Here is a 24,446-nt window from a genome sequence, read left to right as displayed (position 1 = left end):
GGCTTATACCCCTTCCCACTTGCGAACAGCAAGACAGACGTTGTGCCCCCCGAAACCAAAGGAATTGCTAATCGCCGCACGGACCTCACGTTCCTGATATACATGCGGGACAAAATTCAGTTCAGGGGCTTCAGGGTTGTCGCAATTGAGTGTCGGTGGTACTTTGCTGTGGATCATGCTCTGTACAGTTGCAATTAATTCGACTGCCCCTGCGCCGCCCATTAAATGGCCTGTCATGGATTTAATAGACGATATCGCCAAATGGGGGGCATGCTCCCCGAATACCTTCTGAATGGCATTGATCTCCATACGGTCGTTAAACGGCGTACTTGTACCATGGGCATTGACATAGTCGATTTCCTGCGGTGTCAAGCCACCATCCTGCAGTGCGATGCTGATCGCTTCTGCCGGACCGGAGCCCGAGGGATCTGGAGCCGTGATGTGATACGCATCGGTTGTGCATCCGTAACCCGCAACTTCGGCCAAAATGGTGGCCCCGCGGTTCAAGGCATGCTCCAGCTCCTCCAGCACCAAGACCCCTGCTCCTCCACCGATGACGAATCCATCGCGGTCCACATCAAACGGGCGACTGGCCTTCTGCGGCTCTTCATTGCGTCTGGAAAGAGCATGGATATTCGCAAAAGATGCCAAATCAAGCTGACTAAAATTGGCTTCTGCTCCTCCAGCCACCACGACATCTGCCGTGCCATACTGGATCGTACGTAATGCCTCACCGATGGCATTACTTCCAGTAGCACAAGCCGTAACCACGGCAAACGAAGGTCCCTTGGCTCCGATAGCAATGGAGATTTCACCAGGCGCAGAATTAATCATCATCGAGGAAACAAAATAAGGAGAAACCCTTTTGGGGCCGAGCTCTGTTAACTTCCTGTAGTTCTCCTCTATGACGTCGAGGCCGCCTGCTCCAGAGCCGACAATAACCCCCACGCGGCCTGCATTCCGCTCGTCAATCACTAATTTCGATTGCTCGACTGCCTGACGGGCAGCCGCCAAGGCAAATTGGGTGAACTGTGCTACTTTATTAGCTTCCTTCTTGCTCATATATTGCAACGGATCAAAGCCCGTAACCTGTGCGCCAATCTTCGTCGGAATGTCCGCTGTATCAAAAACAGTGACAGGTCCGATACCGCTCTTTCCTTCCAACAGTGAATTCCAGAAATCTGTAAGATTAAGCCCAACCGGCGTTACGACTCCCTGTCCTGTCACCACAACACGTCTTCTCACTGTACCCACGTCCTTCGCTGAAATTAATTCTTGGAAGCCTGTTGCTCGTAGAGAGGAAAGTCGCCATACACATGACTGATTTTCTCATGCACATCCGCAAGATCAGCATATACCTCGACGACCACAAGCTTGTTCTCCTGATACTTTTGCCAAGCAAGCTGAAGCTGTTCCCGGGCCTCCCCCTTGCTCCGGATTGCAAGACTTTCCACAAATTCATACTGTGGAATTTGGATTCCTGTCTTGGCCGCCTCTGAAACAAATGGGAGGGACTGCCCTGAAAGGTGCTTATAATTCATCTGATTTTGCAACCAACCATACCCGCCATTATTGAGTACGAGATAGATCAGCGGTATTTGATACTGCACAGCCGTCATAAAATCCGAACAGAAGAGATTGAACGCACCGTCCCCTACCAGTGCCACTACTGGACGTTCTGTTGCTAGACTTGCTCCCAAAGCAGCAGCCGCACCGAATCCAAGGCTCGTTTGGTCACTGGGAACAATTGAAAGAGAACCTTGTATGAAGTAAAAATATGGATAAAAGTAAGACCACATATCCTGTAATCCATTTTCCTGAACAAGCACCATTTTTTCTGGAAAATCTGTCTGAATGATCTCCAGCAGCTCTGGAACGTGAATTCCAGGGGACTTTTTCAGCTCCTCCAGATAAATGGCTCTATTAGAAAATGCCTTCTGCTTACACCTTCTGATCGTTTCAAGCCACGCTCCATCATGTTTATGTCTGTACCGTTGAACCCACTGCTCTAATGCTGCATATCCATCTCCAAGCACTTTGATGCCCCGGTATTCGTGTGCAAAATCCTCCAGCTCGACATTGACCTGAATTAAAGGTGTATCCTCTAGCAAAATATCCCACTCAAACGTAGCCGTTTCTTCCAATCGGCTGCCCAGCGCAATCACTACATCAGATTCCTTCCAGATTTGCCTCAGACTGAGATCCGTATAGAGCCCGGCCACCCCACAGAAAAGCTCGTCCTCTTCATCAACTGCGCTCCGTCCCGAGGCGGTTGCGAACAAGGCTGCTCCGCACAGATCAGCGAATATCCCGATTACATCATTTGTAACGGACTTCATCCCGCCTCCGACCAAAATGACAGGCCTGCGAGCAGTCTTGATAATCTCCCATGCCGCATCCAGCTCCCGAAGAGACGGAGAGCACGAAAGCTTTTCTGGCGGAATAAACTGAAGCCCTGTCGGCACAGGCTGGTCCATCAGGTTTTCGGGTAGTTCAATATAGACCGGACCTGGAGCCCCATTGATCGCCAAAAAAGCCGCTCGCTCCAGCGCCCATACAAGTCGATCCACATGCTCGACACGGTAAGCCCATTTTACGAGCGGCTTCACGAGTGAGATTTGATCTGCCTCCTGAAAGGATCGGGTACCCAGCTTGTCTCCTCCAGTGCCAAGCGCCAAAAGTAAAAGCGGAGCACCAAGGTTCTTCGCTTCCAGCAGCCCCGTGAGTGTATTACTGAGCGCAGGGCCTTTACCTACAACACATACGGACATCTGGTTGGTTGTGAGTGCATAGCCTGCTGCCATGAACACAGCATTACGCTGATCTTTGCACAGAATAAAATCCATACCCGACGAAGGGAGTGATGATACGATTTTGAGATCATCACTTGGTAATCCAAAGAGATGCCGAACTCCAGCCGATTTTAAGTAGCCAATGATGGCATCCCAGGGAGATAAGCTCGCAGTCATACCAAACTCCTCTTTTCCGACAAATATTCTGCGACAATTTCTGAAATCAAAATTGGCTTCGAAACGAGCTTAAAATCGTAAAAAATATAATTCGACATCGTGCCATAGCCACCAAAGGGCTTATTGCCCTGATCCACATCCTCAAGCGTTTCATTAATGGTCAGCGTGTGCTTCTTTCGCAGGACATCCGTCAGGTGTTCAGACCCGTATAAGCTGCAGCCCATCGCACGTTCACTGAAATAGCTGGAGGAAATACGCTTGATTAGCTGCTCGTCGTCTCGGTAGCTAACCACGTTGAAGACCGGTGAAAAATACTCAATAATCTCCAAATCCTGATCTAGCTCGCTATATACAATCGTCGGCTCCATCTTTTTCGTACGGAAATCAATGCCACCGCCGTAAATAATAAACTTATCGTTCGTATTAAAATATTCCGAAACCGAATACAGCGTGTCTTTATAGAAAATAGGGGAATAGCTCGCGTTCGGATCATTGTTGGCTCCAAACACCAGTTGGTCAAGCCGCTCGATTAGCAAGTTTTTAAAATTCTCCGTCACGTCTTGATGCACCAGAATGATGTCGGGCCCCAGGCAGTCCTGTCCAGAATTGAACAATCTCATTCGGATCACATCGGTAACGGCCAGCTCCAGATCGGCATCAGGTCCAATGATGAAAGGATTTATCCCTTGTCCGTAAAAGATGTAGAGCTGTTCTTTTCGAATCTGTTTTTTGATTTTCTCCGCATTAGTATAGCTACCCGTGAACACCACAATATCAGCTGGCAAAACGGAATTTTCCATGAAAACTCTCTGACTAACCTTACGAATATAGATGGGTAATCCATGTACAGCCTGGAGCTTTTCATGCAGCATGTTGACGTACTCATTTACGTGAGAAGAAGGACGAAAGTCTATACTCTCAACGTAAAGGGACGGAATCAAGAGGTATAATGCATAGGAATACAAAACGACGTTGGAAGGCATAAATACAGCCATAGATCGTTGCAGGCTTGGCTGATAGGTCTGCACTTCTTGTAAAGCACCTTGAAGTGTGAGGATCGTGGAATCAATTTCTGCATTGGCGGCCCGATAAGATGAAAATTGGGTGAGAATATCCATCACTTCCTGCCGATGCTCAATCAAATAATTAAGGCACTTCAGAATTGCTTCATGCCTTTCCAAAAAAAGCGTGTTTTTTGCCAGTTCCGGATTCATACTCATGGTGCAATCTCCCTTTCCTATATGCAGTTTTTGGTAAATATTTTGTTTCTTCAACACTTACACTTTGCGAGAAGCAGCTTTCTCCAGGGCAATGTGCTCCATCTCCAGCCGATCTACTTTTCCATTGCGATTTAAAGGAAAATGGGCGAGCGGAAGCAAAAGATCGGGAAACATGTATGAAGGAAGTACCCGATTCATCTCTTTGCGGAGTACAGACAAAGCCTGCGAGAATTCGCTTTCGATGAATGCAACAAGCAATGTTCCTTTCGCCTCGTCCTCCAAGGTAATCACACAGGATCGGTAACCTAGCGAACCAATCCGATCCTCGATATAGACCGGAGATACCATATAGCCCATCCGGTTGACCGTCTTACCGCTGCGACCAATGACATACAGCATTTCGTCATCCAGGTAGCCCAGATCACCCGTCTTGAACCACCCGTCCTGAAGAACCGACTGCGTCAGGTCTGGACGATTCAGGTAGCCTTCCATGCATCCGGCACTGCGTATCCACACTTCGCCTACGATGCCGTCCGCCTGCTGCTCGCCAGCGGCGTCTAGTATTTTCAGATCCACACCCGGCAACGGCTTGCCACAACCTTGTGGACACTCCAGCGTCCCCAGCGTAACGTTGCCCAATTCAGAAAGACCGTAACCATTCAGCAAGGGCTGTCCAAATATGTTGTTAAATTTCTCTTCGAGGTCTTGGGTAAGTGGGGAACCGCCTACGCACCACATGCGCACCGGAGATTCCTTGACCATTTCCAGTTGTTCGGGTTTTCGGTTTAGCATACGCAGCAAGGTGTAAAAAGCTGAGGGGTTAGCGTCTACGACCGTCGCCCGGTCCTTCGTAATACTTGCAATGACGCTCCAGAGGTTTTTAGGATTGCAAATGATGAGAGAACATGAGGTTAACCACCAGGAGAAGATGAGTGAAATACCATAGAAGTGAGAAAACGGTACAACAGGGAGCATATGGTCAGACGGCAGGTAGTTCATGGCGTGGATAGAATGCCTGATATTGTCCATGAAGGCTGATCCAGCTTTCACGATTCCCTTGGGTTTTCCCGTCGTACCTGAAGAATACAGAATGAGAGCATCCGATCTCTCGCACCACTTGTTAAAGTCGATGCCATGGATCTCCGGCTCTCCAACCCAATGCGGGTGTACTGCTTCTTCTTGGATTAGATCTTGAATCAGAATAACAGAAGCATCAGAAAGTCCTGGATCGCAATCGGTCAGGATACAGCAGGCACCCGCTTCGTCGTAAATTTGAGCTATTTCATCAAGCACGGTCTGCTCGTCCACTACAGTCACCGAAACAGCAATGTTGCACAGGGAGAACAGACACACAACAAAATAATAAGAATTGGCCGCTTTCAGAATCACTCTGCCTTCTTCAGGAATTCCCCGGAGAGCCAACATACGGGAGAAGATCGTAACATCCCGCTCCAGACGCTCCCTTGTCATAATCCCTTCAGGTGAGATAATACGGCAATCCGTATGCGTAACAAGCACAGCGTTCCCTCCTTACATCCCCGTAATATGGTATCCTGCATCAACATGGATAACTTCTCCCGTAATGCCTCTCGATAAATGGGAAAATAGGAATAACGCGGTATCTCCAACTTCGGACGTGTCAACCGTCTTACGTAGGGGCGTCGTCTCTTCAATATGCTTTAGCATCGTGCTAAAATCCTTAATCCCATATGCGGCCAAAGTCCGTATGGGACCAGCCGAAATCGCATTGACACGAATACCATAAGTACCCAGATCGTTCGACAGATAGCGCATGCTTGCTTCCAGTGAAGCCTTCGCCACACCCATAACGTTGTAATTCTTGATCGCTCGTTCTGCGCCAATATACGTCATGGTGACGATACTTCCACCCTCCGTCATCAGCGGGTAAATTCGTCGGGAAACAGCAGCCAAAGAATAGGCACTGATTTCTTGAGCAATGGCGAATCCCTCGCGAGAAGTGTCGACGAACAGGCCGTCCAAATCCTCAGCCTTAGCATAGGCAACACTGTGAAAATAACCATGCAGGACGCCTACTTTCTCCTTTAGAAAATCCGCCAGTGCATCCAATTCTTCATTGCTTTGTACATTACAGGGACAGACAATGGACCCCGGAATCGTTTCAACGAGCTTTAGCACCCGATCTGCGACCCTCTCATTTTCGTAAGTAAAAATGAGCCTTGCTCCTTCAGCAGCTAAAGATTGGGCTGTCCCCCAGGCAATACTCCTGTTATTAGCCACGCCCATAATCAAAATGTTCTTACCACTCAGCAGTGCTGCCACAGAAACCACCTTTCTTATTTACATTTTTCGACAAAAAAACAACTTAATTTCGTATGTCTACATATATAGACATATGTAATCTTTTCTGGAATATTATCATGTTAGTTGCCAAAGTTAAACAATCGACGTTTTACGCAGATTCAAGAATTCATCTAAAATTCATAAATATTTACAAGACATATAATCATCTTATTACTCTCCTTCTTAAAAAGGTCAGGAGAACACATGATGCATGCTGTCTGTCAGCTCACGAAAAAATAATCTGAACTGCTTCTGTTGGTCTGTGTTCAAATCGGAAGGAATCCATACGAGTGAAAAGGTAGAGAGGCAAAAATGAGGTGACTGTCAAAGCGAGAGTAGTATAAAAACTCAGCAAACTACCGGAAGTGACAACTTCATTTTTACCATCAATGTCCCTTCCGATTTGAACATCCTGATTGATCGGTCTTATTTCATCCAAGTGTGCTGAGGGCTACGCCTTATTTTTCTTTGGAGCCAAAGTATAGCTAAAGGAAACAATAAAGTCGATTACCAGAACGATTGCCCATGTACTCATAATGCCCTCCAAGGAAACCGTACGCTGTGGATCATCTACATACACAATGATGGCGAGCAGCAGAGCGTTGCCGATGACCCAGCCCAACAGGTGAAGCAACCACCCCGTCCGTTCCTCTTTTGCATGAGCAGCGCCATATTTGCGTTCGGGCTTCGGCCCCTTGCCAAACCAATGAGAGAACCGCACATCTGCCCATTTAATTAACCTATGACCAAATGCCACCGTAATGCCAAGATAACAAGCCGCCAGGCCAGTAGCGGTCGTAATCTCCATGCCTCTGCTCACCGTGATAAACACAGCAATCAGTAACAGGACATCAATAATAGGAGTACACAGTAAAAGAAGACCACCTAATTTCTTTAAGCCAAACATATATCTTGCGATCAACCCTGCAACAACAAAAACCCAGAATAAAACTTCAGCACTAATAATAAATAAATACATAATAGATAATTCCTTTCAAATTGAAATTGGTAAACCCCTCAGCTATCCCCCTTCCATGCCCACTATCATACAATATTATACATAATATTCCTAGTATCTTGTCTATAATTACATAAAAGGAAACAAATAGCCTTTTTTCTACAAAAAAATAGTCTCTGTCAAGCCCATTGTGCCTCATTTTCTCAAATTGGATACTTTTCATGATATGCTGCACATGAGACGATGATGATGCAAAATGAAAAAAGATGCACCCGTGTCAATCAGCACGGGTGCATCTTTTTATACTATTGAGCTATCCAATTACGATATGCCCTTCGGGACGACGGTATAGCGTCTTGGTGGAGCGTGGACGGATGGCATAAGCGATCGTAAGCGGCCCAATTCTGCCAATGAACATGGTTACACACATGATCAGCTTACCCGCGTCAGACAGTCCCGGGGTCACACCTACGGACAGACCAACCGTTCCGATCGCGGAAGCAGCCTCAAACGCAAGTGAGAGAAAAGGTGCCTCCTCTGTCATTAAGAGCAGCATGACCACAATGGAGAAGATAAATAGAGCCAATACAATAATGGTCAGCGCACGCATCATGATATCTTTGGGAACCCGGTGGCGAAAGAACACTATTTCCTTCTGTCCCCGCATGACGGCAATTAGAGCGCCAACCATCAGCAGGAACGTAGTCGTTTTGATTCCTCCCCCGGTAGAGCCTGGAGAAGCACCGATAATCATTAACAACATGATAAAAAACTGGCTGGCCTGCCTCAACCCGCTGATATCTACTGTGCTGGTACCCGATGATCGCGTGGAAACGGATTGAAAGACCGATGCATACACTTTGCCTTCCCAGTTCAGCGAGCCTAGGGTTCGTGCATTGGTAAACTCAAAAATAAATATGACCAGCGCCCCAATCACAATAAGCCCACCCGACACACTTAACACCATTTTGGAGTGAAGACTCAGCCGCCGGGTGCGGCGAAAATCGAACAGATCACTGAGTACAAGAAAGCCCAATCCCCCTGAAATGACAAGCACAGATGCAATCATATTGAACACAAAATCTCCGGCATACCGTTGGAAGCTGCTTCCGAACAGGTCAAATCCCCCGTTATTAAAAAGAGATACCGAATGGAATATTCCGTAGTATATCGCTTGTCCGACGGGCATCTCCCTCATCCACCGCAAAGCCATGACTACGGCAGCTATCGCCTCAATGGTAAAAGAAAAAATCAGCACCTTGCGAATAATGCGCACAATTCCTTCCATGCTGTCGGCATTAATCGCTTCCTTTAGCAGCAGCCGATCCTTCAACGATAACCGTCGCCCCAGCAGCAATGCAAACAAGGTCGCCAGGGTCATAAAACCCAGACCGCCCAGTTGCATCAGCACCATGATGACCGTTTCTCCAAACATCGTATAAGTTGAATTAACGTCTACTACGACTAATCCGGTGACACAAGCAGCGGAAACGGACGTAAACAGCGAATCAATCCAATGCGGAGCATGTCCACTATGATTGGAAATAGGAAGCATCAGCAGCAAAGTGCCCAATGCAATAATCAGCAAGTATCCGATGACCAATATAAAAGGAGGCGACGCAAACCGGGCAAGCTTGACGCTGCGTTTCATTAGAAGTTTTCTCTCCATCCGTTCTTATGAAAAAGAGGAACAAGACACGGGAAGCCCGGCTGATCCTCTATATTCATAATGTTATGTTATTCTACCGTACGGTTACGCATATGCGGGAAAAGCAGCACATCGCGAATGGAAGGAGCATCCGTCAGCAACATGACCAAGCGGTCGATGCCGATGCCCAGTCCGCCTGTTGGCGGCATGCCGTATTCCAAGGCACGGATAAAATCATCATCCATTTCATGAGCCTCGTCATTGCCATGCTCACGTTCCAGCAATTGTGCTTCAAAACGTTGACGTTGGTCAATCGGATCATTCAGCTCGGTGAATGCGTTGGCATGCTCACGAGCTACAACAAACAACTCGAAGCGATCCGTAAAGCGTGGATCTTGCTCGTTTCTCTTCGCCAATGGCGAGATTTCAACCGGATGCCCGGTAATAAAGGTCGGTTGAATAAGTGTTTCCTCTACGAATTGTTCGAAGAAGGCATTCAGAATATGTCCAAAGGTCATATGCGGATCTACCGGCACTTTATGCTCTTTCGCAAGGCGATGAGCTTCTTCATTGCTCAATTGCGCGCCAAAATCCACGCCTGTTACTTCTTTAACAGCATCGACCATAGATACCCTGCGCCATTGCGGCGTCAGGTCCACTTCCTGGCCCTGATAATGAATGCGCTGTGTACCAAGCACTTCTTGCGCAATGTGAGCCACCATGTTTTCCGTCAATTGCATGATATCCTGGTAGTCAGCATACGCTTCATACAGCTCAATCATCGTGAACTCAGGATTATGGCGAGTGGAAATACCTTCATTACGGTAAACGCGACCGATCTCATATACTTTCTCCAATCCGCCGACAATCAGTCGTTTCAGATGAAGTTCAATGGCAATACGCATATATAGCTGCATGTCCAATGCATTATGATGTGTAATAAACGGCTTGGCCGCCGCCCCACCTGCGATGGAATGCAGTGTTGGCGTTTCAACCTCCAAATAACCGAGCGAGTCCAGATAACGGCGCATGGATTGAATAATACGGGAACGTGTAATGAACGTTTTTTGTACTTCCGGATTCATAACCAGATCGACATAGCGCTGACGGTAGCGCAGCTCAACATCCTTCAGACCATGATATTTTTCCGGCAATGGGTACAACGATTTGGACAATACCTCAAGGTCCAGCACCTTAATGGTGGTCTCGCCTGTTTTGGTCTTGAACAGTACGCCTTTAATCCCCACAATGTCGCCCAGATCCAAAATACCGAATGCTTTGTATTTGGCTTCCGGCACGGTATCTTGACGAACATAGATTTGAATACGTCCACTGAGATCCTGTACATGGGCAAAGCTGGCTTTCCCCATAACCCGTTTGGCCATAATACGGCCTGCAATGCTAATTTCAATATTCTTTTCTTCCAGTTCTTCCTTAGTCAGACTGTCATACTTGCTTAGCAGTACACCCGCCTCAGCTGTGCGTATGTATTTACGACCAAAAGGGTCAATGCCCAACGAGCGAAGCTCGTCCAATTTGGCGCGGCGAATTTGCAGCAGTTCGCTTAGTTCCTCACGATTTTCTTGAGGTTCCTGGTTAGTAGTTTCATCCGACATGGTGCTAAATCAGCTCCTTCAATATGAATAGACGGGCCGGGGTCCGTCCGGGTGTGAGAAAAAAAGCTTCCCCAAGGAAGCTTTTACATTCAATTCCAAAGTCTGTGTCTTATTTTTTGATATCCACGATTTTATATTGTATAACGCCTGCTGGAACGGTAACATCCACAACAGTTCCTTTTTTCTTACCAAGCATTGCCTTGCCAAGCGGACTTTCATTGGAGATTTTATTCTGTAGTGGGTCCGATTCGGCTGAACCTACGATCGCATACTCTGTAACATCCCCGAATTCCATATCCTCAACGGTCACGGTTGCGCCTACTCCCACAACATCGGTTTCAATTTCATCACTATTGATAATGCGGGCATTGCGTAGCAATTTTTCCAGTGTAATTACACGGCCTTCAATGAAAGCCTGCTCATTCTTCGCATCCTCATACTCGGAGTTTTCACTGATATCCCCGTATCCGATAGCTACCTTAATCCGTTCCGCCACTTCACGGCGTTTGACAGACTTCAAGTTCTCAAGCTCATCTTCGAGCTTTCTAAGACCTTCCTGTGTCAGAATGACTTCTTTATCGCTCATCTTAACCGATTCTCCTGTCATGGGAAAAGTTTAAAAGTGCATCGGAATGCACGCTTTCAAAACATAATATGCCACTCTGAGGGAATGAGAACATTTCCTGCTGTTGTCTTGAGAGCTGCATACAATTTGTAGCATACATCAAGATTTTATACTGAACGATTATAGGGCAAGTAATTGGAAAAGTCAATCACATACAAAGGCAGAAACAGCTTCCTTATTGCGCAACGGCGGCAGGAGAAACAGCCTCTGTGGAATGTTCATCATTTTCTACCGTGTGTAGTCCGGATACAAAGCCATCCAAAATACGTACCATATCATCACGTTTCGTTTCTTCCATAACAACGTCCTTAATGCGTGCAGAGCCTCTAAGTCCTTTGAGGTACCAGGCCAGATGCTTACGCATTTCGCGGACAGCCACAGCTTCACCCTTCAATGCCACCAGGCGGTCCATATGCAGAATGGCAATGCGGATTTTTTCTTCCGGTGAAGGATCAGGCAAAAGCTCACCTGTCTGCAAATACTCAATCGTACGGTACAGCATCCAAGGATTACCCAGAGCGCCACGTCCGATCATAACACCGTCACAGTTGGTCAAATCGAGCATCCGGCGGGCATCTTCCGGTGTTGCCACGTCCCCGTTTCCGATTACAGGAATGGAAACTGATTCTTTAACTTCTTTTATAATATCCCAGTTCGCATGTCCCGTATACAATTGCTCCCGTGTACGGCCATGTACGCTGACAGCCTGACCTCCGGCACGTTCTACGGCACGGGCGTTCTCTACGGCATAAATATGCTCGCTGTCCCATCCAATACGCATTTTCACGGTAACAGGTTTACTAACGGATTCCACGACAGCGGATACCATTTCATAAATTTTATTGGGATCGAGCAGCCAACGGGCACCCGCATCACATTTGGTTACCTTGGGAACCGGGCAGCCCATATTGATGTCAATAATATCTGCGTTCGTCTCCTGATCCACAACCTTCGCCGCTTCCACCAAAGATTCACGATCTCCCCCAAAAATTTGCAGACTGAGCGGCTTCTCGCGCTCATCTACGAACAGCATCTCACGGGTGCGCTTGTTGCCGTGAATGATCGCCTTGTCACTAACCATTTCTGCGCATACCAAGCCTGTGCCAAATTCTTTGGCAATCAGACGGAAAGCAGGGTTACACACGCCCGCCATCGGAGCCAGGACGACCTGGTTTTTCATTTCAATACCGCCGATTTTCAACATTCTCTGTTCACTCCTTTATTCATACTTGTATATGGTGTACTTATCGTCATTCCGTCAGTTCCCGGACTTCAATTTCTAGCGTTTGGGCAATAATGTCCAACATGTCAGGCTCTATTGTTCGGTTGCCCCGTTCCACAGCACCCAGTACGGCCAAGGATATGCCGGTTCGCTCAGCCAACTCCTGCTGCGTGAATCCTTTTAGCTTCCGAAAGGCGCGAAGCCGCTGCGCCAGCTGCTTGTTTTCCAAAACTGTATGCCGTCCTTTCCATCCAATGATTTCAATGCAGTATGCATGATACTGTACAGACCGGATGGATCTTGGTTAGGAACGATGTCAGCTAATGGCACAAGCACAAAAGCGCGCTCCAACATACGGGGATGAGGAAGCTCCAAATCCGGTGTAGCCAGCTGCACCGCTTCCATCCATAACAAATCCAGATCAATGGTGCGCGGACCGTTAGGAATATGTCTTACTCGACCCAGACGGCTCTCTACTTCTAACATGAAGGTCAGAAGCTCCTCTGGAGCAAGTGTTGTGGATATGGCTGCTGTCATATTCAAAAAAGAAGGCTGATCCAGATACCCGACAGGCTCTGTTTCGTACAGGCTGGAGCAACGCAGCACCCGTATACCCGGATGTTCGTCCAGCGCCGTGATGGCTTCATACAGGGTATGCTCACGATCCCCCAAATTAGCCCCTAAAGCAATATAAGCCTCTGATGCCTCAGAGGTCGAATGTGCGTTCATGTACCGTTCCTACTTTCTTGCGCGATAAAGCCCAACCGTCACGCCCTCAAAATGAATATCGAACGGCGGATGCGGCTTCGTGACTTTGACAGTCAGTGCATTGACACTAGTATAAGTGTCCAGTAAGGAAGATGCAATACGTTCGCCCAAAGCTTCAATCAATTGGTAAGATTCCTTTTCTACAATATCTTTAACGGTGTAATGCACCTCAGCGTAATTAACCGTTTTGTCCAATGCATCTTGCTCGCCCGCCTCACGCAGATCAAGCTCCAGTTCCAAATCAATGTAGAAACGCTGTCCCAGCTTACGTTCTTCAGGAAAAACGCCGTGATATCCATAATACTCCATGCGATGTAAAACTATTTTATCCATCGTGGTAGTCCCCCTGTTTTTTTATTTCAATTTTTTCTCTAAAATGCAGTGACTTTATGCGGAGTGGGCTTTACCCCCCATAACTCAGTGCATTTTTGGACCCGTACACCATCGCATCACACATCCGTACCGTGCGTTTGATTTGCGCAACATCATGTACACGCACTATCTGACAGCCTTGGGCAATGCCAAAGGCGACCGTAGCCGCTGTGCCCTCAACCACATCATCTACAGGCAAATCCAGCGCTGTACGGATAAATCTTTTGCGTGATGTCGCCAGCAACAGCGGGTAGCCCAACTGACTTAGTGTATCCAGAGAAGTCATAGCATGGATATTTTCGTCGTAATCTTTGGCAAACCCGATGCCCGGATCTAAAATGATCTGTTCCGCACGTACACCCGCATCCAGCGCCAATCGGATACTTTCTTTTAAATCATCAATCATATCAGGTATTAAATCGCTATAGTTACGGTCATGACGATTGTGCATTAAAATGACTGGACAATCGAATTGTGAAGCCACACTTGCCATGTCAGGGTCTGCCTTAAACCCCCACACATCATTGATGATATGCGCACCTGCTTCAAGCGCCTGCCGGGCTACTTCAGCTTTGTAAGTATCCACGGATAATGGAATGTGCGGAGCAATACGGTGAATAGCCTGTACTACCGGAATGACACGTGCCAGTTCTTCTTCCACGCCTACCGGATCATGCCCCGGCCGGGTGGACTCTCCGCCAATATCAATAATATCGGCTCCATCCTCCACCAGCTTCAAGGCATGTAAAACGGCAATCTCCAGACTATTGTGCAATCCGCCATCGGAAAATGAATCCGGGGTCACGTTCAGTATACCCATCACCTGTGTCGAATCTCCGAGCGTAAGCTCGGCCTCGCCCATCTGATAGCTTCGTCGGTAAATGGTCGGTATATTCAATTTATCCCTGCTTTCTCTCTGTAATCGTGTAACAGCAGAGCTGTTATGGAACCGGCCTGTGTCCAGGCATCGGATAACTGGTGCGTCGTTCCATCCGGCTCCAGCAGTAGGCTCACAGGCCGGATTTCCTGTATGGAATTCGTCATAAATATTTCATCGGCCAGTCGCAGCTCGTCCCAATGGTATAGACCCTGCTCACAGCGGACACCTCTCGCTTGCGCCAGCTCCAGAATGAGTCCACGTGTAATCCCTGACAGGATACCTGTGGACAGATCTGGGGTGTACAGCGTACCGTTTCGGACAAAAAACAGGTTGCTGACCATTCCTTCTGCCAGGAAACCGTCTGCCGTAAGCATCATCCCTTCAGCCTTATGCTGGACGGCAGTGGCGTACTGCTGAAGCTCCCGCTTGGCGAGAATGTTATTCATATAATGGAGCGACTTTAAACGAATCTCGCCCTCGGGCGTGTTTCTCGGAGTTCGCAACAACTGAAGCGCCGATATGGCAGTTGTTCCCACGGCCTCTATATGCGTAGCGGGTAACGGCTTGGCGAACAAAATATGGTTAGGGCGCGTATAGTCACCAGATGGCAAGCCGAGTACCTCTTCGCCCGCTGACACGGTGTAGCGGATATATGCTTCGTTCAGACCATTCGCGGCCATCAGACTGTGGATATGCGCGGTAAGCTGGTTCTTGTCCGGTTGAAAAGGAATGCCCAGCATCTGGCAGCCCTCTGCCAGTCTGTGCAAATGACGATCGAGCAGAAACGGAACTCCCTTGTAGGTACGGAAGGTCTCAAACAGGCCCATTCCGTACAAAAAGCCGTGATCACTTACGTGAATCACGGCATCTGCGGCTTCCGTGAGGACGCCATTGACTCCGATGTATTTCATGAATCAGACGCCTACCTTGCGTTTCAGGAAATTGCGTAACAGTTGATGTCCGTGGTCCGTAATGATGGACTCCGGATGGAACTGAACTCCTTCCACAGCAAACTCTTTATGCCGCAAGCCCATAATTTCACCTTCCGCAGTTTCAGCGGTAATTTCCAGACATTCAGGCAGGCTCTCGCGCTCCACCAGCAAAGAATGATACCGGGTCGCTGTAAACGGGGAAGGCAAACCTTCAAATACCGATGTATTATGGTGGAGAATCGGTGATGTTTTGCCGTGCATGAGTCGTTCAGCCCGGATGACATGACCGCCAAACGCCTGTCCGATGGCCTGGTGACCAAGACAAACGCCGAAGATCGGAATCCGTCCTTTAAAGTGGCTAATCACGTCCAGCGATATTCCCGCCTCATTCGGCGTGCATGGACCCGGTGAAATCAGAATATGCTCCGGCGCCAACTCTTCTATGCCTTTCAGATCAATCTCATCGTTCCGTCTTACGGTTACTTCCTCGCCTAGCTCACCCAAATACTGAACAAGATTGTACGTAAACGAATCATAGTTATCAATCACCAAAATCATACGACTCACCCTCCTGTGATACCGCTCTTGCTCAAAGCGGCTTCTTCTTCACCACATTGTACTGCCTTCATGACGGCTCTTGCCTTATTTCGGCACTCGCGATATTCCCTGTACGGGTCTGAGTCAATGACAATGCCTGCACCTGCCTGTAAGTAGGCCGTGCTGCCTTTGACAGCTAGTGTTCTTATTATAATATTTAATTCCATATTGCCGTTATAGTCAATCCATCCCATGGACCCTGTATAAGGACCACGCCGGACAGGCTCTAATTCTTCAATAATTTCCATAGTACGCACCTTGGGCGCTCCGGTAATGGTTCCCCCCGGAAAGGTGGCGGCGATCACATCTAAAGCGGTACGACCCGCGGCCAGCTTGCCCTCTACTTGAGAAACGAGATGCATCACGTGCGAATAATACTCCACTGTCAGCAGCTCCGGCACATGCACCGTTCCGTATTCAGCAATCCGGCCGATATCATTACGTTCCAGATCGACGAGCATAATATGCTCGGCACGCTCTTTTTCGCTTGATAGCAGTTCGGCAGCCATGGCAGTATCCTCTTCCGGTGTAAGCCCTCGCCTTCTCGTACCTGCAATGGGACGTGCGCTGACGCGTCCATCCTCCAGCTTTACCAGTAATTCCGGCGAACCGCTGACGATTCGTAAATCCGGCATCCGCAGCAGGCCCATGTAAGGGGAAGGGTTCAGCAGGCGAAGCCACTCATAGATATCCTCAGGTCGGGCTGCCAGCGTACGTTGCTGACGAATCGACAGGTTCACCTGAAACACGTCACCTTGTGCAATGTATTCCTGCACGCCCTTTACGGCGTGTTCAAAGTCCTTTTGGTTGAAAGCTGCTTTCCAGCCTTCTTCTTCATGATGAGCAACGAGCAGCTCTTCTTCGGCAAGCCTTGCGCAACGGCGAATATAAGCAGGGTCAGATGCTCCGGCTTGTATGATGTTTTCCCACTGAGTCAGCATACGTTCTGCACGCTGGACAGCTTCTGCGTAATATTCGGAAAGTATGGCTTTCTGCTGATCCAAAGCGACATCATCGACATTGACGGTGTTACTACTGACGGTATCCAAGTGAACAGGTGCGGGCGTATGAATAGCGCAATAAATACGGGCTTCCTCATGATCATAGATCCATAGCTCGTTCACTTGCATCCATATATAGTCCGGTATGCCTGTATCGTCTGCTGCCTGAATCGGTAGGCGCTCCAGTGAGCGAGCTACATCGTAGCCAAGATAACCAGCAAAGCCTCCAGTAAAAAAAGGAATACCCGGTACGCGCGGCGCACGGTAGGGAGCGATCCAGTCGTTCATGACTGTCAGGGGCTGACCTTGTATGAGATCACGCTTGCCGCTTTTTAGATCGATCCAGACTGCCTGTTCCCCTTTACCTTCCAATAAAGCAACCGGATTTAAGCCCAGATAGGTGTATCTCCCGCCTTTAGCGCTCTCCAGTAAAAAGGCATAGGGTGACGAATCCTCCCATGCCTTCTGCCATGATAAGGGTAAACCGTCCGCAGGTAACTGATACTCAGCAATATATGGGAGTATACTCCATCCTTCCTTCTGCCAGGCCTGCCACTGTGCCTCCGTTACTCTAGCTGTCGATTTCATGCGTGTGTGCTTCCCCTTCCCTTACTTTGCGCAAAGTCTATATGCTACTTTTTTAAAAAGAATCCCCCACCCCCTGGCAACAGGGAAATGAGGGACTCCTTACATATAGTATACACAATTACGACGTAATTACAGCTCGAAATTATACAGTGGCGTACTCAGGTAACGTTCACCATTACTTGGAACGATGACAACAATGCGCTTGCCTTTGCCCAATTCTTTAGCCAGTTTCAAAGCAGCATGAACAGCCGCACCAGAGGAAATACCTGACAAAATGCCTTCTTCCTTGGCTACTGTACGCGCAACTTCGAAAGCTTCATCGTTTTCTACATGAATAATTTCATCATAGATGTCACGGTTCAAAATTTCAGGAATGAAGTTGGCACCAATCCCCTGAATTTTGTGGGGTCCTGGCTTACCACCAGCCAAGATTGGAGAAGCAGCGGGCTCTACAGCAACGATTTTGATTTCAGGGAATTCTTTCTTAAGCACTTCCCCTGCACCAGAAATAGTACCACCTGTACCAATCCCGGCTACAAAACCGTCCAAGCTACCACCGATGGAGCGGATGGCTTCAACGATCTCAGGGCCTGTCGTTTCACGGTGAATCTTGATGTTGGCTTTGTTCTTGAACTGCTCGGCAGCAAAATACTCCGGATTCTCACTCAGCAGCTCTTCCATTTTCTTAACAGAGCCGTTCATGCCCTCCGATCCGGGTGTCAGCACAAGATCCGCTCCGTAAGCGCGTAGCAGGTTGCGACGCTCCAAGCTCATTGTTTCTGGCATAACGATTACTGCCTTGTAGCCCTTTGCAGCTGCAACCATAGCTAAACCGATTCCTGTATTACCGCTGGTAGCTTCAATAATCGTACCGCCTGGTTTGAGCAGTCCTTCACGCTCAGCCTCTTCCACCATACTAATCGCGATGCGGTCTTTTACACTGGACCCTGGGTTCTGGTATTCCAGTTTCAAATAAATTTCTGCGCTATCTTCCGGTACGATCCGGTTAAGACGGACGAGAGGGGTTTCACCGATAAGTTCGGTAACGTTATTGACAACTTTAGCCATGATAAGTTCCTCCCTGACATTGAATGTTATATTAAATTTTGCAAAATCACATTGTTAATCAATCCTGGTTTTAATTTCCGATAAAAAAGGTAGGTTTTCCACGATAATCATAACAATCTTCAAATCCATTGTCAATACGAGCCATAAAAAACACGATGCCTCCAGCTCTGATCTCCAGCATCGCGCTTCCTTCAAATCAAGGATCGCTCACTCTGTTTATAGAGAAATGGAGGGCATATCTTTTCCAGGCAAAATGCGTACCCCGTATTTATCACGCAGGCTTTTCTCTACCTCTTCCAGAGGGGCAGCTTGAGCGAGTGCAAGCGAGCGGCGAATTTGCTGTCGAATCTGTTGTTCGTTCGGGGGAGCTTCCAGGCGGATATCCTGTACAAAAATGACGGCGTAGCCATCGTTAACAGCGATGGGACCAGCAACATCACCGGAACTTAGCTCTCTCGCTGCCTCCATAATCTCTTGCGGCTGAAAAGGATCATACTCATCCACCCATCCCAGCTGTCCGCTTTTGTCTTTGCCGTCAAGATGACTGGAATGTTCTTGAAGAAGTGTATCAAAGCTTTCTCCCTGCTTAACCCGTTCAAGTAGCCTCTCAGCTTCCTCCGCTTGGGTCGGGTATATAGCTGCCAACTTGATCTGCTTGCCGACTGCAAATTCCTCAGGATGTTGCTTCCAGTACTCGTCAATCTCAGTTTCCTGAACTTGAATACCCTGTGTGGCTATTTTCTCCAACCCAATCCGGTATTCCGCCTCATTCCGCAAATCATCCGGATTTAAGCCGAACTGTTGCTGCATTTCATCAAAATAGGCGCGATCCGAGGCATACCCTTTACTATCCTGCTTCAGCACCTGCTGCAAATCCTCTTGGGTAACCTTGATACCGAGACGCCCAGCCTCCGCCTCCACAACTTTGCGGTTTAACATTTGCAACAGTGTAGTGGCTCCATAGCGTTTTTTCAGCTCTGCAATCCACTGTTCCTCAGATATGCCTTCCTGACCCATCTCCGCCACAGTATGATCGCCGTCGTCCTTGGTTACATCACCCGGCTTTAACAGCCCGCGAAGCATGATAAAACCACCCAAGGCGGCGACACTGACGGTCAGGATAATGACAATCGTCCATAATCCTTTCTCCCGTGTAGTCATCGCTCGCACCGCCCATCCGGTTAGGCTTTGGCTTGATCTAACAGATTTTGCAATTCGTCTTTATTAAACCGATAAGCCTCATTACAGAAATGGCACACGACCTCGGCCTGTCCCTCTTCTTCAATCAGCTGCTCCAATTCGCTTTCTCCCAAGCTGATTAATGTTTTTTCCACACGCTCTGGCGAGCATTCACATTGAAAATGAATATCCATTTCGTCGAGAATCCGAACGTCCGGCAGCATCCAGCGCAGCATTTCATCAAGCTCTAAGCCCTGATCCAACAGAGCTGTAACTGGCGGAATGGAACCAACTGCATTTTCGATGGCCGTAATCTCATCATCATCCAAGCCCGGAAGCAACTGAATAATAAATCCGCCCGCCACGATAACCGAGTTATCGGTATCCACCAGCACGCCCAAGCCCACCGCCGAAGGTGTCTGCTCTGATTTGGCAAAATAGTAAGTAAAATCTTCACCCAGCTCGCCGGAAATAATCGGCGTACTGCCACGATACGGTTCTTTTAATCCCAAATCCTTGATGATATGAATAAAGCCCTCTGTTCCGACAGCACCTGCTACATCCAGTTTGCCCATACTATTACTCGGCAAATGTACATGCGGCTCGGACACATAGCCCCGCACCTCACCTACAGCGTTGGCATCAACGACGATTTGTCCGATTGGACCGTCACCTTTAACTTGAATGGTCAGTCGCTCTTTACCTTTTAACATAGAGCCCATAATGGCACCCGCTGTAAGTGTTCGTCCCAAAGCAGCGGTGGCGGTAGGATACGTATCATGTCTTCTCCGCAGTTCCTCCACCAGTTCTGTTGTCCGAACCGCAAAGGCTCTGACCCTTCCATCCATAGCTGTACCACGAATAAGTCGATCCTGTTTCTTTTCCATATTGATTTCCTCCCCTATGCTCAGAGCAGCTATATGCTGTTATTTTCGTTAGTAAGTGTTCCCGCATAACTACAAAGCATGATTTTCTGCTATATAAATAACCTGTATCTACAGATCACGCGAATCGTTCAAAAACGTAACATATTTCAGTATAGACGAAAAACGCCGCCAATCCAAACCGGTTTCATCTCCGGCTGGCCTCGGCGGCAGCTTATATCCATTTTTTATTCAGCGTTACGTTGGTAAATGATACGCAAGCCTTCCAGCGTTAACATCGGCAACACTTTCTGAATGCTCCTTGTCTCCGAGGCAATTAACTCGGCAAGACCTCCAGTAGCAATAACCGTAGGCTCTGCCTGCATTTCCTCCTTGATGCGCTCCACAATTCCGTCCACTTGCCCTGCATATCCAAAAATGATCCCCGCTTGCATAGCATGAACCGTATTGCGGCCGATGACCTTCTTGGGTTTTTCCAGCTCAATGCGAGGCAGCTTGGAAGCCCGTTGATACAGCGCCTCCGTCGATATCCCGATACCTGGCACAATGACTCCACCCAAGTAGTTTCCCTTGTCATCAATACAATCAAACGTCGTCGCTGTTCCAAAATCCACCACAACCAGAGGACCGCCATACCGCTCGACAGCAGCAACGGCGTTCACGATCCGGTCAGCCCCTACTTCACGCGGATTTTCATAACGCAGATTAAGACCGGTCTTGATTCCCGGTCCGACGATTAGGGGCGTTCTGCCTATGTATTTGTCGCACATTTCCTCCAATACATGGACCAGCGGTGGAACGACTGAGGAGATAATGACCCCTTCAATATCATCCTTAAATACACCGCCCATACTAAAAAGATTATGTATGAGCACGCCGTATTCATCTGCGGTTGCCTGTCTGGAGGTGCTAATCCGGTAATGATGCAGCAGCTCGCGCCCCTGATACATCCCCAGCACAATATTGGTATTGCCCACATCCACTACAAGAATCAATCGGTGTCACCTATCTTTCTTTGCGTTAAGGTCAAGGCTGATATCCAGATTATGAAAAGAGTACGTCAGCCTGCCTACAGAAATCACATCTACGCCGCTCTCAGCCATCGCACGCACCGTTTCCAGCGATACATTGCCTGAAGCTTCCGTTTTGACATGTGGAGCCTGTTCCCGAATAAAACGAACTGCTTCCTTCATATCCTGAACGGACATGTTATCCAGCATAATAATATCCGCTCCGGCATTCAGCGCTTCCTGAACTTGTTCCATATTTTCCGTCTCTACTTCAATCGTCATCGTGTGCGGAATATGAGTACGTGCCCGGGTCACCGCCTGCATAATCCCACCCGCACCCTTGATATGATTATCCTTAATCATAACGGCATCGTACAAGCCAAACCGATGGTTGGAACCGCCACCCACACGAACAGCGTATTTTTCAAGCAACCGATGCCCTGGTGTTGTTTTCCGTGTGTCCACCAAGCGCGTCGAAAGTCCGTGGAGTTGGTCGACAAAAGATTTTGTTCGCGTCGCAATGCCGGACATCCGCTGAATCAAGTTTAGAGCCAAACGTTCTCCAGTCAGAATCGCATGGGTACTTCCTGTCACTTCTGCCAGAACGGTCCCCTGCTTGATCCATTGCCCATCGGTCACCAGTGGAGTGAAGGACAGCGAGGGGTCCACGACTCGAAATACGAGTTCTGCCACAGGCAAGCCCGCAGCAACACCGGATTCCTTGGCATGGATTACCGCCTTGGATTGATGATTCGGCTCGATGGTCCAGCGCGTGGTCACATCGCCCGATCCTGTATCTTCTCGCAGCCAGCTGCGAATTTGTGCTGTCAGTTCTTCCTGATACCCGCTAAACTCTCCATAATGCTCGCTGTTAGATGTCATGAACGCATTCCTCCGTTATCCCTTGCTCACGTCGCTGCTGGACATGCTTGCGCCATACGCCATCGTCTGCTGTAGGGAAATCGTCACGGTAATGTGCTCCCCTGCTTTCCTCACGCAGCAACGCCCCATCCGTGACCAGCAAACCACAGGTGAGCAAATTGGCAAACTCAATCTCTTCCCGACTGGTCAGGACAGCGCTGAAAACGGACATCTGCCCCCGTAGCTGATCCAGTGCTACTTGCAGCCCCTCCCCATTCCGACGGACTCCGACATAATGAACCATTGTTTCTTGCAGCTTAAGCTGCTGCTCCATGATAGACGAAGCAAGAGAGTCCACGCGGTTGTCATTGTAGGAAATCAGCGTATGACCGGCCAGCGGCGGTAAAGAATGTAACCGCTCGACAATCCTGCTGCCGAATACGACCGCCTCAGATAACGAATTACTCGCCAACCGATTAGCCCCGTGTACACCCGTCGAAGACACCTCACCACAAGCGAACAGGCGTGCAAGGGTGCTTTCTCCATGCAAATTGGTCTGGATACCGCCCATCATATAATGCGCAGCGGGCGCTATAGGAATCCAGTCCGCCGTTATATCGAGATCAAAGGACAGGCATGTTCGATAAATGGTTGGAAACCGTTGCTTGATCCGTTCAGAAGGCTCATGTGTAATATCCAGATATACAAACGCAGCCTGCGTACGTTCCATCTCATGAACGATGGCACGAGCTACAATATCCCTTGGTGCCAGTTCCTGTCGGGAATCATACTGCTCCATGAATCGCTCTCCATGAATATTGCGCAGCACTGCCCCCTCGCCCCGCACGGCTTCGGAAATCAGGAATCTTGGAGCGCCCGGATGACACAAAGCTGTCGGATGAAACTGTATAAATTCCATATCCCGCACAGCTGCGCCAGCGCGATATGCCATAGCAACCCCGTCCCCAGTCGCGATATCGGGATTGGTCGTGTATCGATATAATTGTCCGCCGCCCCCGGAGCATAAAATCGTCGCATTCGCAGTGACATATAATCGTTCGCCATTCGGCTTTTGAACCAGAGCACCGATGCACTCGCCTTGCTCGGTCAGCAGGTCGATCACCATATGCTCGTTCCATACCTCGATAGCGGGATGATCAGCGACCTTCTCTGACAATGCACGAACAATTTCATAGCCAGTGGCATCCCCATTTGCATGCAAGATGCGCCGATGGCTATGTGCGCCTTCCTGTGTCAGCGAAAGTTCGCCATTCTCCCGGTCAAAGGCCGTCCCTAAACGTATTAATTCCTGTACACCGCCTGGCCCCTCATGAACAAGGGCCCTGACCGCTTCCGGTTCACACAGACCTGCACCTGCAATCAGAGTATCTTGAATATGATAAGCTGGTGCATCCTCAGCCGAAGTGACAGCGGCGATGCCGCCTTGCGCATACTTGGTGTTGCTTTCCAATAATGCCTTCTTGGTAATTAGCAACACCCGCCGATTCTCCGCAGCCTTAATGGCCGTATATAAGCCCGCAATGCCGGAGCCAATAATCATCACGTCGGCTTCGAATTTGGGTAATTCCGCTACATCAAAATCAACCAGATATCTTGGAATCATGCCTTCACCTGTTTCACAGAAGAATAGCGCACACCATAGGTTGTACAGTATGCGCTCACGGTATATGTTCAAAAGGATTGAAAGTCGGTTACAGCGGCTGAC

Annotated in this window: 23 protein-coding genes; all 23 read right to left on the bottom strand. The window is 48.6% G+C overall.

Annotation, left to right across the window (positions count from 1 at the left end):
- Window positions 1–3: 3 nt before the first annotated feature.
- The 23 genes from fabF to nadB all read right to left on the bottom strand — a co-directional run bounded on the left by fabF (window position 4) and on the right by nadB (window position 24,344).
- Window positions 4–1,245: a beta-ketoacyl-ACP synthase II gene (fabF, locus tag QD47_RS10450; RefSeq protein ID WP_044646069.1), complete on the bottom strand. Its 1,242-nt coding sequence runs from the start codon at window positions 1,243–1,245 to the stop codon at window positions 4–6.
- Window positions 1,246–1,268: 23 nt separating this feature from the next.
- A complete protein-coding gene (locus QD47_RS10445; RefSeq protein ID WP_044646068.1) occupies window positions 1,269–2,969 on the bottom strand; it encodes a thiamine pyrophosphate-binding protein in 1,701 nt (566 codons plus the stop codon).
- Window positions 2,966–4,189, bottom strand: coding sequence for an aldehyde dehydrogenase family protein (locus QD47_RS10440; RefSeq protein WP_044646067.1), 1,224 nt, complete (start codon window positions 4,187–4,189; stop codon window positions 2,966–2,968). Before QD47_RS10440 ends, QD47_RS10445 begins: the two co-directional genes overlap by 4 nt.
- Before the next feature lie 57 nt (window positions 4,190–4,246).
- Window positions 4,247–5,707, bottom strand: coding sequence for a class I adenylate-forming enzyme family protein (locus tag QD47_RS10435; protein WP_044646066.1), 1,461 nt, complete (start codon window positions 5,705–5,707; stop codon window positions 4,247–4,249).
- Window positions 5,708–5,719: 12 nt separating this feature from the next.
- On the bottom strand, window positions 5,720–6,490 hold the full coding sequence (locus QD47_RS10430; protein WP_044646065.1) for an enoyl-ACP reductase FabI: 771 nt from the start codon (window positions 6,488–6,490) through the stop codon (window positions 5,720–5,722).
- A 472-nt stretch (window positions 6,491–6,962) separates the two neighbouring features.
- Complete coding sequence (locus QD47_RS10425) at window positions 6,963–7,490, bottom strand: hypothetical protein (protein ID WP_044646064.1); 528 nt, start codon at window positions 7,488–7,490, stop codon at window positions 6,963–6,965.
- A gap of 292 nt (window positions 7,491–7,782) precedes the next feature.
- Window positions 7,783–9,120, bottom strand: coding sequence for a TrkH family potassium uptake protein (locus QD47_RS10415; RefSeq protein WP_044646062.1), 1,338 nt, complete (start codon window positions 9,118–9,120; stop codon window positions 7,783–7,785).
- Window positions 9,121–9,206: 86 nt separating this feature from the next.
- A complete protein-coding gene (lysS, locus tag QD47_RS10410; protein ID WP_044646061.1) occupies window positions 9,207–10,733 on the bottom strand; it encodes a lysine--tRNA ligase in 1,527 nt (508 codons plus the stop codon).
- A gap of 109 nt (window positions 10,734–10,842) precedes the next feature.
- The gene (gene greA / locus QD47_RS10405) at window positions 10,843–11,319 is read right to left on the bottom strand and encodes a transcription elongation factor GreA (protein WP_025684746.1); all 477 of its coding nucleotides are present in this window, start codon (window positions 11,317–11,319) and stop codon (window positions 10,843–10,845) included.
- A 214-nt stretch (window positions 11,320–11,533) separates the two neighbouring features.
- Entirely contained in the window at window positions 11,534–12,562 is a 1,029-nt protein-coding gene (gene dusB, locus QD47_RS10400) for a tRNA dihydrouridine synthase DusB (RefSeq protein ID WP_044646060.1), read from the bottom strand.
- A gap of 46 nt (window positions 12,563–12,608) precedes the next feature.
- The gene (locus QD47_RS10395; protein ID WP_044646059.1) at window positions 12,609–12,809 is read right to left on the bottom strand and encodes a helix-turn-helix domain-containing protein; all 201 of its coding nucleotides are present in this window, start codon (window positions 12,807–12,809) and stop codon (window positions 12,609–12,611) included.
- A complete protein-coding gene (folK, locus tag QD47_RS10390) occupies window positions 12,761–13,309 on the bottom strand; it encodes a 2-amino-4-hydroxy-6-hydroxymethyldihydropteridine diphosphokinase (RefSeq protein ID WP_044646058.1) in 549 nt (182 codons plus the stop codon). The genes QD47_RS10395 and folK overlap by 49 nt, the downstream gene beginning before the upstream one ends.
- 9 nt (window positions 13,310–13,318) lie before the next feature.
- Window positions 13,319–13,681, bottom strand: a complete 363-nt coding sequence (folB, locus tag QD47_RS10385) for a dihydroneopterin aldolase (protein WP_044646057.1) — start codon at window positions 13,679–13,681, stop codon at window positions 13,319–13,321.
- A 70-nt stretch (window positions 13,682–13,751) separates the two neighbouring features.
- Window positions 13,752–14,618 (bottom strand): dihydropteroate synthase, encoded by an 867-nt coding sequence (folP, locus tag QD47_RS10380; protein ID WP_044646056.1) that lies wholly within the window; start codon window positions 14,616–14,618, stop codon window positions 13,752–13,754.
- Window positions 14,615–15,511: an aminotransferase class IV gene (locus tag QD47_RS10375; protein ID WP_044646055.1), complete on the bottom strand. Its 897-nt coding sequence runs from the start codon at window positions 15,509–15,511 to the stop codon at window positions 14,615–14,617. Before QD47_RS10375 ends, folP begins: the two co-directional genes overlap by 4 nt.
- 3 nt (window positions 15,512–15,514) lie before the next feature.
- Window positions 15,515–16,090 (bottom strand): aminodeoxychorismate/anthranilate synthase component II, encoded by a 576-nt coding sequence (gene pabA / locus QD47_RS10370; protein ID WP_044646054.1) that lies wholly within the window; start codon window positions 16,088–16,090, stop codon window positions 15,515–15,517.
- A gap of 5 nt (window positions 16,091–16,095) precedes the next feature.
- Window positions 16,096–17,718 (bottom strand): anthranilate synthase component I family protein, encoded by a 1,623-nt coding sequence (locus tag QD47_RS10365; RefSeq protein ID WP_044646053.1) that lies wholly within the window; start codon window positions 17,716–17,718, stop codon window positions 16,096–16,098.
- Window positions 17,719–17,847: 129 nt separating this feature from the next.
- Window positions 17,848–18,786, bottom strand: coding sequence for a cysteine synthase A (cysK, locus tag QD47_RS10360; protein WP_044646052.1), 939 nt, complete (start codon window positions 18,784–18,786; stop codon window positions 17,848–17,850).
- A gap of 216 nt (window positions 18,787–19,002) precedes the next feature.
- A complete protein-coding gene (locus QD47_RS10355; protein WP_044646051.1) occupies window positions 19,003–19,947 on the bottom strand; it encodes a peptidyl-prolyl cis-trans isomerase in 945 nt (314 codons plus the stop codon).
- Window positions 19,948–19,967: 20 nt separating this feature from the next.
- Window positions 19,968–20,852 carry an Hsp33 family molecular chaperone HslO gene (gene hslO, locus QD47_RS10350; protein WP_044646050.1) on the bottom strand — a complete coding sequence of 295 codons (885 nt, stop codon included), beginning with the start codon at window positions 20,850–20,852 and terminating at the stop codon, window positions 19,968–19,970.
- Between the two features lie 224 nt (window positions 20,853–21,076).
- Window positions 21,077–21,844 (bottom strand): type III pantothenate kinase, encoded by a 768-nt coding sequence (locus QD47_RS10345; RefSeq protein WP_044646049.1) that lies wholly within the window; start codon window positions 21,842–21,844, stop codon window positions 21,077–21,079.
- A 6-nt stretch (window positions 21,845–21,850) separates the two neighbouring features.
- The gene (gene nadC / locus QD47_RS10340) at window positions 21,851–22,741 is read right to left on the bottom strand and encodes a carboxylating nicotinate-nucleotide diphosphorylase (RefSeq protein WP_044646048.1); all 891 of its coding nucleotides are present in this window, start codon (window positions 22,739–22,741) and stop codon (window positions 21,851–21,853) included.
- Entirely contained in the window at window positions 22,731–24,344 is a 1,614-nt protein-coding gene (gene nadB / locus QD47_RS10335) for an L-aspartate oxidase (RefSeq protein ID WP_044646047.1), read from the bottom strand. Before nadB ends, nadC begins: the two co-directional genes overlap by 11 nt.
- Window positions 24,345–24,446: the final 102 nt, after the last annotated feature.

This window comes from Paenibacillus terrae, assembly GCF_000943545.1.
GTDB lineage: Bacteria > Bacillota > Bacilli > Paenibacillales > Paenibacillaceae > Paenibacillus > Paenibacillus terrae_A.
This window is presented reverse-complemented; position numbering and strand designations above follow the sequence as displayed.